14 protein-coding genes are annotated in these 12920 nt (G+C 55.2%); 12 read left to right on the forward strand and 2 right to left on the reverse strand.

The features are described 5' to 3' along the window. The first annotated feature begins 1 nt into the window (after position 1). From pabC to MLE19_RS02920, 8 genes are all read left to right on the forward strand, one after another. On the forward strand, positions 2–814 hold the full coding sequence (gene pabC, locus MLE19_RS02885; RefSeq protein ID WP_240716819.1) for an aminodeoxychorismate lyase: 813 nt from the start codon (positions 2–4) through the stop codon (positions 812–814). Positions 815–858: 44 nt separating this feature from the next. Then, complete coding sequence (gene mltG / locus MLE19_RS02890) at positions 859–1866, forward strand: endolytic transglycosylase MltG (protein WP_240716558.1); 1008 nt, start codon at positions 859–861, stop codon at positions 1864–1866. A 47-nt stretch (positions 1867–1913) separates the two neighbouring features. After that, the gene (gene tmk, locus MLE19_RS02895) at positions 1914–2567 is read left to right on the forward strand and encodes a dTMP kinase (RefSeq protein ID WP_240716559.1); all 654 of its coding nucleotides are present in this window, start codon (positions 1914–1916) and stop codon (positions 2565–2567) included. Then, positions 2558–3544, forward strand: a complete 987-nt coding sequence (locus MLE19_RS02900; RefSeq protein WP_240716560.1) for a DNA polymerase III subunit delta' — start codon at positions 2558–2560, stop codon at positions 3542–3544. The genes tmk and MLE19_RS02900 overlap by 10 nt, the downstream gene beginning before the upstream one ends. Before the next feature lie 70 nt (positions 3545–3614). Further along, positions 3615–3950, forward strand: coding sequence for a PilZ domain-containing protein (locus tag MLE19_RS02905; RefSeq protein ID WP_240716561.1), 336 nt, complete (start codon positions 3615–3617; stop codon positions 3948–3950). Between the two features lie 70 nt (positions 3951–4020). Beyond that, a complete protein-coding gene (locus MLE19_RS02910; protein ID WP_240716562.1) occupies positions 4021–4851 on the forward strand; it encodes a TatD family hydrolase in 831 nt (276 codons plus the stop codon). 51 nt (positions 4852–4902) lie between these two features. Then, positions 4903–5475 (forward strand): DUF1285 domain-containing protein, encoded by a 573-nt coding sequence (locus tag MLE19_RS02915; RefSeq protein ID WP_240716563.1) that lies wholly within the window; start codon positions 4903–4905, stop codon positions 5473–5475. After that, a complete protein-coding gene (locus MLE19_RS02920; protein ID WP_240716564.1) occupies positions 5472–7706 on the forward strand; it encodes an ATP-dependent helicase in 2235 nt (744 codons plus the stop codon). The genes MLE19_RS02915 and MLE19_RS02920 overlap by 4 nt, the downstream gene beginning before the upstream one ends. Before the next feature lie 82 nt (positions 7707–7788). Here the strand turns inward: MLE19_RS02920 and MLE19_RS02925 are convergent, their stop codons facing one another. Both MLE19_RS02925 and MLE19_RS22985 read right to left on the reverse strand, forming a co-directional pair. Next, entirely contained in the window at positions 7789–9453 is a 1665-nt protein-coding gene (locus MLE19_RS02925; protein ID WP_240716565.1) for an electron transfer flavoprotein-ubiquinone oxidoreductase, read from the reverse strand. Positions 9454–9611: 158 nt separating this feature from the next. Continuing rightward, positions 9612–9746: a hypothetical protein gene (locus MLE19_RS22985; protein ID WP_276322285.1), complete on the reverse strand. Its 135-nt coding sequence runs from the start codon at positions 9744–9746 to the stop codon at positions 9612–9614. 181 nt (positions 9747–9927) lie between these two features. Between MLE19_RS22985 and MLE19_RS02930 the strand changes: the two genes are divergently transcribed. The 4 genes from MLE19_RS02930 to nrdH all read left to right on the forward strand — a co-directional run bounded on the left by MLE19_RS02930 (position 9928) and on the right by nrdH (position 12919). After that, complete coding sequence (locus MLE19_RS02930; RefSeq protein ID WP_240716566.1) at positions 9928–10677, forward strand: electron transfer flavoprotein subunit beta/FixA family protein; 750 nt, start codon at positions 9928–9930, stop codon at positions 10675–10677. A gap of 53 nt (positions 10678–10730) precedes the next feature. Then, positions 10731–11657: an electron transfer flavoprotein subunit alpha/FixB family protein gene (locus tag MLE19_RS02935; protein ID WP_240716567.1), complete on the forward strand. Its 927-nt coding sequence runs from the start codon at positions 10731–10733 to the stop codon at positions 11655–11657. Positions 11658–11822: 165 nt separating this feature from the next. Further along, positions 11823–12434, forward strand: coding sequence for a superoxide dismutase (locus tag MLE19_RS02940; protein ID WP_240716568.1), 612 nt, complete (start codon positions 11823–11825; stop codon positions 12432–12434). A 263-nt stretch (positions 12435–12697) separates the two neighbouring features. Beyond that, complete coding sequence (gene nrdH, locus MLE19_RS02945) at positions 12698–12919, forward strand: glutaredoxin-like protein NrdH (RefSeq protein ID WP_096280553.1); 222 nt, start codon at positions 12698–12700, stop codon at positions 12917–12919. Position 12920 lies beyond the last annotated feature (1 nt).

Raw genomic sequence — 12920 nt, forward strand, 5'->3', positions numbered from 1 at the left:
GATGCTGTCGCCTGGGTTATCTGACGAACAAGCGGTACCGTTTGATGATCGTGGGCTGGCGTATGGTGACGGTCTATTTGAAACAGTGCTGCTGCGCGATGGCGGACCGGTGCTGTGGCGTTATCATACTTCCCGCTTGGCGAAGGGTTGTCGCCGCCTGAATATACCGTTACCTAGTCAGGCAGCACTCGACGCCACTTGGCAAGGCGACCCTACAGCTGAGCTTGAAGTGCTTAAACTCATCCTGACACGGGGTAGCGGTGGTCGTGGCTACGCCCAGCCAGATCAAGTCACACCACGGCTAGTTAGTCGCCGAACGCCTTTTCAGCCCTCCGCAGAGCGCTGGCAACAAGGCGTGACAGTGCGGCTTTGTGATTTGCGTTTAGGTCATCAACCGCGGCTGGCCGGTATCAAGCACTTAAATCGCTTAGAAAATGTCTTGGCGCGCCAAGAGTGGAGTGATGCCACTATTGCCGAAGGCGTGCTTGCTGATACTCATGGCCTCGTGGTTGAAGCCACCAGTATGAACGTGTTTTGGCAGCAGGCGGGGCAGGTGTTAACGCCTCTGCTTGACCAGTGTGGTGTAGCAGGTACGCTGCGTGCTGCATTGATTGAGCAAGGTGCTGTCGCGCAGTCGTCACTGCCGCTGCAGCAACTCGGGGCTGTAGAACGGCTGTGGGTGGCAAACTCCGTTCAAGGCGTATGGCCGGTCACTTCGCTACTTGCAGCGAATGGCTCGCTGATACAGCGTTGGCCATTAAGTAAGCTCGATTCATTTCAGCGCTTGGCACATCAGCTATTAGGCGTTGCCTAAGCGTTAGTGCTGCAGATATCGCTCTGTAATTTCTTAGAGGTGTCATGGTGAAACGGTTATTAACCGCTCTATTGGTATTAGTCATAATCGGGGCTGCGGGTGCAGCAGGCGGTTATTTTTATTGGCAGAGCCGTTTAGAGGCGCCTTTAGCTATTAATGAGCCAATACTTTACCAGGTGCCGTCTGGCGCGGGATTTAATCAGGTGGTGGCGCAGTTGGAATCCCAGGGCGTGATCGCAGATGCCTGGGCGTTTCGCTTGTTAGCGAGGGTGGAGCCAGAGCGCCTGCCGCGGCTGCGTACCGGCGAATATCAACTGCTGCCAGATATGAGCGGACTGGAGATGATGGCGCTGCTAGGCAGTAATAAGGTCGTCACCTACCCGCTGACGATTCCTGAGGGGTGGACTTTTCGGCAAATGCGCGACTTGCTAAATGCCGCGCCGAAACTCGATCATCGTACGGCTGATTTGAGCGACGAAGAGGTAATGGCGCTACTTGATCGAGAGGACACTTTCCCAGAGGGCTGGTTCTTTCCCGATACCTATCGTTATCACCTGGGAATGAGCGATGTCGACATTCTGCGTCAATCCCTTGAGCGTATGGAGCGCATTCTTGAAGAGGTGTGGGCAGAGCGAGCTGAAGAACTGACCATTGAGTCCCCCTACGAGACGCTGATAATGGCATCTTTAATCGAACGGGAAACCGGTGCGCCTGAGGAGCGACGTGAAATTGCCGGGGTCTTTAAGCGCCGTATGGAGCAGGGCATGCGCCTGCAGACAGACCCAACGGTAATTTACGGGATGGGCGATCGCTACGAGGGGCGGATTACCCGCGCTGATCTACGTGAGGCCACGCCTTATAACACTTATGTCATCGATGGAATGCCGCCCACGCCAATTGCCTTGCCGGGGCGCGCCTCGTTAGAAGCCGCGGTGAACCCGCTGCCTGGCGAAACGCTCTATTTTGTTTCCCGCGGCGATGGTACGCATCAGTTCTCGCGTACGTTGCGGGAGCATAACAATGCCGTAAATCGCTATATTCGTAATCGGTAATGATTATGGCCCATCACAATGATTGAGTATCAAAGCAAGGGAGCATGATGAGTAAGCGTGGACGCTTCATTACGCTAGAAGGCGGCGAAGGCGTGGGAAAATCAACCAATGTTGGCTTTGTCGCGGCGTGTCTGGAAGCCAAGGGTCTGGAAGTGGTACGCACTCGCGAGCCTGGCGGTACGGTTCGCGGCGAAGCTATTCGCTCGCTGCTGCTGGACCCCGCTCCCCAAGAGCCGCTACACGTTGATGCAGAACTGCTGCTGATGTTCGCTGCGCGAGCGCAACATTTGGCAGAAAAAATTCTTCCCGCACTGGCAAGAGGGGCGTGGGTAGTGTGTGATCGCTTTACTGACGCTACCTTTGCCTATCAGGGCGGCGGGCGAGGCATTGCCAAGGAGCGTATCGCCGTGCTGGAAAATTTTGTACAGCAAGGGCTTTCTCCTGATTTAACCCTCTTACTCGATATGCCAAAAGAGGCCGCAAAACAGCGCTTAGAGTCGCGCTTGCGCGATCGCCATGAGCAGCGTGACCGGTTTGAACAAGAGCAGGCCGACTTCTTCCAGGCCGTGCGGGAGGCCTACTTGGCGCGTGCAGAGGAAGCACCCGAGCGCTTTGCAGTCATCGACGCGCAGTACTCACTCGACACGGTGCAAACGCAAATTCGTCATACACTGATGGAGCGGGTCGCTGCATGGCGTTAACCGGCGTAATGCCATGGCACCAAGCCACATGGCAGCATTTAACCCGCTTGGCCGATAGTGGGCGTATGCCCCATGCGCTACTTATTCATGGCGCCCATGGCGTAGGTAAGCAGCAGTTAGCGGAGGCATTAATTGCCCGCACGCTCTGTGCCTCACCCGCTGATCAAGCCTGTGGCCACTGCCATAGCTGCGCTATGCTGGCCTCGGGGTATCATCCGGATCTGCTGCGGGTTTCGCCAGAAGAGGGAAAGCGCCAAATCCGCATCGACCCGATTCGCGAGGTTAATCGCTTTGTCTCGCAAACCGCTCAGCAGGGTGGTTATCGCGTGATTGTCATTTCGCCCGCCGAGGCAATGAACGTTGCCGCCGCCAATGCGCTGCTTAAGAGCCTAGAAGAGCCCGGCGATAAAACGCTGTTTATTCTGCTCTCCGACGTACCTTCGCGGATGCTGGCGACGATTCGCTCCCGCTGTCAGCAGTGGTCGTTGCCAAGCGTAGCTTTTGAGGCGTGTCGCGGCTGGCTGATTGAGCAGCTTGGCAGCGCCGATGAAGCCTACTTCTGGTGGCAGGTAGCGGGCGGATTACCGCTGCTCGCTGTGGAACTGGCGGCGCCCGAAGAGCGCGCCTTACGCCATCAGATTCACGATAGTTTTGAACAATTGGTGCGCGGCGCAGAGCCTGTCTCAGAGGCCGCACGCCTGGATCGCCAAGCGATAGATGCCATCTTGTGGTACGGTATCGCCTGGCTGGAAGACCTGATTCGCCTTGGTTTGTCTGGTGAGGGGGCTGTACTGCATAACCCAGATCTTGAGCCGCTCTATCGCCAAGCGGTTAAAAATGGTCGCGTTCAGGACTGGTTTCGCCTGCTCGATTATGCCCGCGAGCAGCGGCGATTGTTGGCGGTGGGGGCAAACCCCAATCCCCAATTAGTGCTTGAGGCATGGTTGGTGCGCTGGGCGGCACTGCTTCGCTCATAGCGGTATTTATTCACCCTTCCCATGGCTTTTTTCTTAAGCTTTGGTTTCAAGTCAGTGCAGCGAGGTCGTCATGGCAGCTCAGAAAGCGCTCTCACTTACCGTTCCGGATGTGCCGACACTGCTCTCCGCATATATGCCTTATCTGGACCGAGGGGGGATTTTTGTACCCACTCAGACCCCTTATGCGCTTGGCCAGCAAGTGTTTTTACTGCTGACTCTTCCGGGCGATAGCGAACGCCTTTCGATCACGGGTCAGGTCGTGTGGGTATCGCCGGTGGGCGTCAGTGGACGCCGTATGCCAGGCATTGGCCTGCACTTTAGCCAGCAAGACTATCCCGTGCGTGACCGCATTGAGACGCTGCTTGCCGGTCAATTAGATAAAGCAGCCCCATCGTTCACGCTCTGAAACAAACTGTCACTTACGCTTTGAATGCAAGTATCATCGTGTTTATGGCCTAGCTGTTGTCGAGACCTGTATGTTTGTTGATTCACACTGTCATTTAGATCGTTTATCCGACCAGACCCATGGGGGCGATATTGCCGCCACCTTGGCCGCCGCTCGCGCCGCCCATGTCAGCCAATTTCTGGCTGTAGCGGTGACTTTAGAAGAGATGCCTGAGCTTGCGTCTATTGCCCGCGCCCATCACGATGTGGCGATTTCCGCTGGATTACACCCCTTGCACCAGAGTGAGAGTGAGCCCAGCGTTGCCGATATTAAAGACGCCGCTGAGCAGTATGGGGCGGTGGCGATCGGGGAAACTGGCTTGGATTACCACTACCAAGACAGCGTACCCATAGAGGTTCAGCACGAGCGCTTCAAACGTCACTTAATCGCCGCGCATGAGTTGGAGCTTCCGGTGATTATTCATACCCGCGAAGCCAAAGAGGAAACCTTGGCCCTGCTGCGTGAATATAGCGACCCGCGCGTGGGCGGTGTATTACACTGTTTTACTGAAGACTTGGCGATGGCCCGTGAGGCGGTGCGTTTAGGATTTTATATCTCGCTATCGGGCATTATCACTTTTCGTAATGCAGCTCCGTTGCGTGAACTTGCCCGTCAGCTACCGCTGGACCGCCTGCTGATTGAAACGGATAGTCCTTATCTAGCGCCCGTTCCTCACCGGGGCAAGCCCAATGAGCCCGCTTGGGTGGTACAAGTGGCTGAGTGTATCGCCAAGGAGCGAGGCATCAGTGTTGATGAGGTCGCCATGCAGACGACCGCCAACTTTTACCGACTGTTTCGTGCTGCTACCCCCGATGCCCCGGAACACGTTAAAGAGGCGCTGGCACACTCTGGGCTTTTATAGCCTGAGGTACAGCCTGATGAGCCTTGAATACGCTCAAGCGAGGTGGCCGAGATGAATATTGACCGATTGTTGCAGCAAGGCAGCGGAGAGGGCGAGCGTGCTGGCTCTATTCCTCCGCTCGACGAGTGGCAGCCTGCGCTCTCTGGCGATATGAATATCATTATTCATGCGGATGGAAGCTGGTGGCACGAAGGCCAGCCGTTTGCCCGCTCCAAGGTAGCGCGCCTATTGGCCACACTGTTGCGCCTCGATGACGAGGGCTACTGCCTTGTTACGCTGGTGGAGCGCTGGCGGATACAGGTCGAAGACCTGCCACTGGTCGCGGTAGAAGCCGACTTCCGTGACGATGCCTGGTGGTTCACTACCCAGTTTGATGACGTTGTGCGCCTAGATGCAGAGCATCCACTCTCCGTGACGTTGACTCCCCAAGGCGAGTCGGTACCGCAGCTACCGGTGCGTTTTGGGCTGGCCGCTAGGCTCCACCGCAATGTCTATTACCGGTTGGTTGAGGCTGCAGAAACGCGTGATAGCGACGATGGCACTAAGGAAATTGGCTTAATGAGTGCCGGACAGTGGTTTGCGTTAGGTCAGCTTGAGGATGAATCGTCAGGCGAGGCGCCGTGAAGTTAACTGTTGAACAGCAAGCAGTGGTTAATCATCAAGCCGGGCATGCGCGCGTGGCAGCGGTGGCCGGGGCAGGCAAAACCACCACCATGGCCGCTCGGGTGCTTCATCTATTGGCCAGCGGCGTACCGCCAAAACGTATTTTAGTACTGATGTTTAACCGCTCAGCGAAAGATGACTTTCAGCGTCGCTTAGCGGCAATGGCACCTGCCGGGCAGGCATTGCCCGATGTCCGCACTTTCCACTCCCTTGGCCACCGTTTAACGCAAAGCTTATGCCGCTGGGGGGCGCTTGCCCCGCGCCAGCTACTGTCCGCTGATTGGCAGCTAGAAAGGCTGCTTCGCCAGGCGAGCCTTAATGTACTGCGTGATGCAGTGGAGCGACGGGATGCAGCTCTGGAAGGGGATCGACTGGAAACCTTGGCCCACTTCTGTGGCTTAGTGAAAGCAGAAATGATCACCCCGGAAGCGCTCTACGAGCGGCTTAATTTTGACCCCGATACCGACTATTTCCCAGCGGCGTTTGCCGAAGCGGAGCGGCTGTTAGAATCGGAAGGCGTGATGACCTATGCCGATCTGCTTTATCGCCCGCTGTTGGCACTAGAAGCAGATGGTGCCTTGCGTGGTCGCGTCGAAGGGTTTCTTGACCATGTCATTATTGATGAGTATCAGGATATTAACGCCGCTCAGCAGCGTCTTTTATCCGTGCTGGTGGGCAGCCGAGCCGAGGTGATGGCAGTAGGTGATGCCAACCAGTGTATTTATGAGTGGCGCGGCGCCAAACCCGACACCATGCTGGAAAATTTTACAGCCACCTTTGGCAAGGCGACCGACTACCCACTATCGACGACATTTCGTCATGGGCATGCGCTAGCGCTGGCCGCCAATCATGCCATTGCCGCTAACCAGCGACGTCCCAACCAGCTCTGCCTTGCCGCAGCTAATAACCCGGAGACCCGCGTCTCAGTGGGGCAGGGGAGCCGTTTGCTACTTGATGCGTTGATGGACTGGCAGGCCCAGGGGCGAGCGTTTAACGAAGCCAGCTTACTGGTGCGTAGTTGGGCGCTTTCGGTACCGTTCCAACTGGCACTGTTACAGGCAGGGATTCCGTTTCGGCTTCAGCGCGAGGATCGTTTCGTTTTTCGTCTGCCGCTGGTGCAGGCCCTGGCGGGGTATTTAAAGCTGTCGCGTCGCCCTGATCTTCTGCGTGACCCGCAGCAACTATTGCTGCTGCTTTCACAACCGACCCCCTTCGTTGCCCGGGAGCGGTTACAGCGATTGGCTCACCAACTGGCGACCACTCAGCAGTGGCCCGAGCGGCATGACCCCATGCTAACGGCGTTAAAGCCGATCCAGCGGCGCACGCTGAAAAAGCGCTGGCTGCTGCTTTGTGAGCTGCCACAGCTAAGTGCATGGCCACCCGCTAAGTTGCTACGCCACGTGGTGGATAGTATTGATGCTGAAAAAACGCTCAAACGGGCAGCAGCGCGACGGGATAAAGGCGAAGAGGATGTTCGTTTACTTGATGTCCTAATTGAACAAGCGCAAAGCGTGCAAGACCCAGATGCTTTTATCGAACTACTTGAACGCCCGGTAGAGAATCAGGCGGGCGGCGTGTTGATCAGTACCGTGCACGGTGCCAAAGGACTTGAGTGGCCGCTGGTGGCCGTTGCCGGTGTGAATGAGGAAGATTTTCCCCACTATAGTCGCGATAACCCACTCAGCGATGAACGTCTGGAAGAGGAGCGTCGGCTCTTCTACGTGGCCATCACCCGTGCCCAAGAGCAGTTACTGGTGCTTCATGACGGGGGCGTGCATCGGCCTAGTCGTTTTATTGCCGAAAGCGCTTGGCAAGACAGTATGCGGGTAGCCTCCTGCCTAGCGAGTTCCAGCGCACCAGTTGCATCACTTCAAGTGGCTTCGGTGAGTCTGGTTGAACGCTATCTGGCGCGTCTTGGCCGCGATGATATTGTGCTGGCACCGGCCCAGGTCGAAGAGGCCAGCGGTGGCTATTCGGCTGATGTCCATTTTTACCCCGGTCAGCGCCTTCTTCATGCGGTGTTTGGCGAGGGGGAAGTGGCAGCGGTAGAGGGAAGTGCTAGCGACCCGGTCATTGATGTACGCTTTGATCAGGCAGGAAGAAGACGGCTAATAGCCCGTCGAGCGCCCATAGAGTTGCTGGAAAGCCCGAAAAGCGCAAGTATGACTACGAAAAGCGCAACGATGTCCTAGTGTATGAGTAATTCGGTGTGAACACGTTACGACTAACCAAGCTGTGCGCTACTGTTAGCCGTAACGTGAATGGCGCTACTGATTACATATTCGGGTAGGTCGGCCCGCCGCCGCCTTCTGGTGCTACCCAGGTAATATTCTGCGCGGGATCCTTAATATCACAGGTTTTGCAGTGTACGCAGTTCTGGAAGTTGATCTGAAAGCGTGGCTCGCCTGCGCTATCTTCGACCACTTCATAGACGCCAGCAGGGCAGTAGCGCTGCGCCGGTTCTGCGTACTTCGGCAGGTTTTCGCGAATGGGTAATTCAGGATCTTTCAGGCGCAGATGGCACGGCTGGTTCTCTTCGTGATTGGTGTTAGACAGAAATACTGAGGAGAGCTTATCGAAAGAGAGCTTTCCGTCTGGCTTGGGGTAATTGATCTTCTCAAATTCTGCGGCAGGCTTGAGCGCACCATGGTCGGTCGTGGTGTCATGCACGTTAGGTAGCTTATTGCCCAGCAGTTGATGCGCGAAGTTATAGGCGCCGCCACCGATGGTGCCATATTTATGAATGGCAGGGCCGAAGCTCGCGTTGTCTTTAAGTTCTTGGTAAGCCCAGCTCGCTTCCCACTTCTGAGTAAAGCTAGTCAGCTCTTGTGCGCCTTCGTCACCCCCTTTAATGGCTTCAAATACGCTTTCTGCTGCGACCATGCCCGACTTCATAGCGGTGTGGAGCCCTTTGATTTTGGCAAAGTTGAGGGTTCCTGCGTCACAGCCGATGAGCAGGCCGCCAGGGAAGGTCATTTTAGGTAAGCAGTTAAAGCCGCCCTTGGTAATTGCCCGGGCGCCATAAGCAACGCGCTTGCCACCTTCAAGGTATTGGCTAATCACCGGATGATGCTTCATACGCTGAAACTCATCAAACGGTGAGAGCCATGGATTTTGGTAGCCAAGATCCATTATCAAACCAACCACAACCTGCTGGTTTTCCGCATGGTATAAAAACCAGCCGCCGTGGGTGTTTTTATCCAGCGGCCAGCCAGAACCGTGTACCACAAGGCCGGGTTCATGTTTGTCAGCGGGTACATCCCAAAGTTCTTTAAGACCTAAACCGTAATGCTGGGGGTCACGCCCCGCATCCAGCGAAAAGTCTTTAATTAGGCGTTTACCAAGATGCCCTCGCGAGCCTTCTGCGAACAGCGTGTACTTAGCGCGCAGTTCCATGCCCGGCATATAGCCATCTTTAGGCGTGCCATCGGCAGCGACGCCCATGTCGCCGATTAAAATGCCGCGCACCGCGTCATCTTCTACGATAACGTCTTGGGCCGCGAAACCAGGAAAAATCTCAACGCCCAATGACTCCGCCTGTTCACCCAGCCAGCGGCACAGGTTGCCCGCGCTGATAACATAGCGTTGCTGATCGCCACCGGTGTTGTGCATGCTTTTCGGCACCAGCGCATTTGGCACTTTTTGTGCTTTTTCAGCGTCTTTGAGCAAGAAAACATCGTCGCGAATAGCGGGGGTGTTTAAAGGAGCGCCGCGCTCTTTCCAATCGGGAAAGAGTTCCGTCAGTGCTCTGGGTTCGAATACCGCGCCGGATAAAATGTGCGCGCCAACCTCAGAGCCCTTTTCAACGACACAAACCGTTAGTTCTTGCTCTGCTTCATTGGCTTGTTGCATCAGTCGACATGCAGCAGCAAGCCCGGATGGGCCCGCACCGACAATGACAACATCAAAGTCCATTACATCGCGTTCAACAGTTTCCACCCGGTTTCTCCTTATTCTCTTTTAAGTGCCATTATTAGCTAAGCTAGCCTATGTCTACGTTATGGGTACTAGCTTATAAACAGATGGCCTTAATTTAAAACGGTCGTTTGCTTCTGGTTATCTCCCATGATAGGCATAATACCTGTGTCAGGTCACGCCTACGATGGCGAAAGCAGCATTTCTTGATGGTTGGCATCGCTCACTCGCCGCTCCATGCTACGACCAAGGCAGTAGCGATCAAGTGTTGTCGCTAACAGGCAGGCTATGGCAAATTGGTAGTGTTTTTCAATCATGCACCTATCAAACGCTTGAATGAATTTGAACGCGCTGGCAACGCTGGTAGTGTTTCGCGGGACGTTTTCGTTGTTAATGTATTCAGCAGCTTTTCAATAGAAGCTCTTTAATAAGAGGTATCCGCTTGGCGGGTGCCAGCTCAGGTTAACGGCTTTTGTTTACAAGCCAAGCGAGGAATCTATGAAAGTACTCGTCGCGGTTAAACGCGTCATCGACTACAACGTCAAAATCCGTGTTAAAGCGGATCACTCGGACGTCGATCTCACCAACGTCAAAATGGCCATGAACCCCTTCTGCGAAATTGCCGTAGAAGAGGCGGTGCGCCTGAAAGAGAAGGGCGTAGCGACGGAAGTCATCGCCGTGTCGGTGGGCCCTAAGGCCGCTCAAGAGCAGCTGCGTACCGCGCTGGCCCTGGGCGCGGATCGCGCCATCCATATCGAGACCGACGAGCGCGCTGAATCCTTAGCCGTCGCTAAGCTGCTGGCCAAAGTAGTCGAAGAAGAGCAGCCCGGCCTGGTCGTTCTTGGCAAGCAGGCCATCGACACCGACAACAACCAAACCGGCCAAATGCTCGCCGCGTTGACTGGCCTACCCCAGGGCACCTTTGCCTCGGAAGTGGCGGTCGACGGCGACAAAGTGAATGTCACCCGTGAAATCGACGGCGGTTTGCAAACCATCGCCCTCACGCTTCCCGCGATTGTGACCACCGACCTGCGCTTGAACGAGCCGCGCTACGCCAAGCTCCCCGATATTATGAAGGCCAAGAAAAAGCCGCTGGATGTCAAAACCCCCGCCGATTACGGTGTCGAGGTGGCCTCCAAGGTCAGCCTACTCAAAGTCGAATCGCCCGCCGAGCGCAAGGGCGGTGTCAAGGTGGCCTCGGTAGACGAGCTGATCGACAAACTCAAAAACGAAGCCAAAGTTCTCTAAGGTCGGTTAGTTACCCCCGAACTTTACGTATGCGCTTTGAAGGAGCTGATTTTATGAGCATTTTGGTACTTGCCGACCTGCATGAAGGCCAACTGGCTGGCGCCACAGCCCACGTGGTGGCGGCGGCCCAAGCCATCGGTGGCGATATTGACGTTTTGGTTGCCGGTGACGGCGTTCAAGCCGCGGCCGAGGCCGCCGCCAAACTAGACGGCGTTAGCAAAGTGCGCGTCGCCGATAACACCGTTTACGCCCACCAACTGGCCGAGCCCATCGGCGCGCTACTGGTCGAACTGGCCGATGGTTACACCCACGTCCTCGCCAGCGCCTCCACCACCGGCAAAAACGTCCTGCCGCGCTTAGCGGCGCTAAAAGACGTTAGCCAGCTGTCGGATGTGCTGGGTGTCGAAAGCGCCGACACCTTCCTGCGCCCGATCTACGCCGGTAACGCCATTGCCACGGTGAAGAGCGACGACACGCTAAAAGTGATCACCATCCGCACCACCGGCTTTGACGCGGTCGGCAGCAGTGGCAGCGCCACGATTGAAGCCGTCGATGTGGTGGTTGAAAACAGCCAGTCCAGCTTTGTTAAAGAAGAGCTGGCGAAGTCGGACCGTCCCGAACTGGGCGGCGCCAAAGTGGTGATCTCCGGTGGTCGCGGTATGGGCAACGGCGATAACTTCAAGCTGCTCGACGGCATTGCCGACAAGCTGGGGGCCGCCATTGGTGCTTCCCGCGCCGCGGTCGACGCAGGCTTTGTGCCTAACGATATGCAGGTCGGCCAAACCGGTAAGATCGTCGCCCCGGATCTGTATATCGCTGTGGGTATCTCCGGCGCCATCCAGCACTTGGCGGGCATGAAAGACTCCAAAGTGATCGTCGCCATCAATAAAGACGACGAAGCGCCGATCTTCCAGGTGGCCGACTACGGGCTGGTGGGGGATCTGTTTGAGATATTGCCGGAGCTTGAGAGCAAGCTGTAAGCATTTCAATCGCCATTTTTTGAGGGGGTATTTGGTAAACTGGCAATAGTTGACTAGAGTACTGGGGCAAAAGGTAAGAAAATCCACTCCGGTGGTTGAAAAAGCTATGAGCTGACCGCACATAAGTAAGTGAACGCAACGAAAGCCACTCAAGGAGATGATGATATGGCACATACACTACCCGAATTGCCGTACGCATATGACGCTCTCGAATCAAACATTGATGCAATGACGATGGAAATTCACCACTCTCGTCACCATCAAACCTACATCAACAACCTGAACGCTACGCTGGAAGGCACGGGTCTTGAAGATGTACCCGTTGAAGAGCTCGTTGCCAATCTGGATCGCGTTCCGGAAGCCAAGCGTCAAGCCGTTATCAATAACGGTGGCGGTCATGCCAACCACTCTATGTTTTGGCAAATGATGTCGCCCAATGGCGGTGGCAGCCCTCAGGGTGATGTTGCCAAAGCGATTGACGCTGAGCTAGGCGGTCTGGAAGCTTTTAAAGAAGAGTTTAAGAAAGCCGCCGTTGGCCGTTTCGGCAGTGGTTGGGCGTGGCTCTCCATTACCCCTGAAAAGAAATTGGTGGTAGAGAATACCCTGAACCAAGACAGCCCGTTGATGCACGGCAACACGCCGCTGCTCGGTCTGGATGTTTGGGAGCACGCCTACTACCTGAAGTATCAAAACAAACGTCCTGACTACATTGCAGCGTTCTTTAACGTTGTTAATTGGGAAGACGTTGAGCGTCGTTACCAGGCTGCGATTAGCTAATATTGCTATGACCCGCTAGCAGCGCCACCTCATGACGCTGTCAAAAACCGCCCTCTTTTTAGTGGGCGGTTTTTTGTTGTCTGGAAGAGTGCTTTTAGGGGCAGGGCTGGTATTAGCTGTCAATATCCTGTGAATAAAAAATACCACATATGCTTGAATTGATTTTCCCATGGTCTATATATAGTATGCGTTGTGTCTTTTAGTGAGGGCGGGTACTAGATGTGCTCTACCCTAAAAATGCCGCTATGGAAAGGGGATTAGCCATGGAAATTCAGATTTATAGCAAACCAGCCTGTGTTCAGTGTACTGCCACTTATCGCGCACTAGATAAGCAAGGGCTTGAGTATAAAGTTATCGATATTACCGCTGAGTCTGGTGCTCAAGAAGAAGTGGAAGCGCTCGGTTATCGGCAGCTTCCTGTTGTAGTGGTAGGCGAAGATCACTGGTCGGGTTTCCGTCCTGATCGTATTCAAGCGCTGGCTTAAG

The sequence above is a fragment of the Vreelandella neptunia genome (genome assembly GCF_022489065.1).
Classification (GTDB): Bacteria; Pseudomonadota; Gammaproteobacteria; order Pseudomonadales; family Halomonadaceae; genus Vreelandella; species Vreelandella neptunia_A.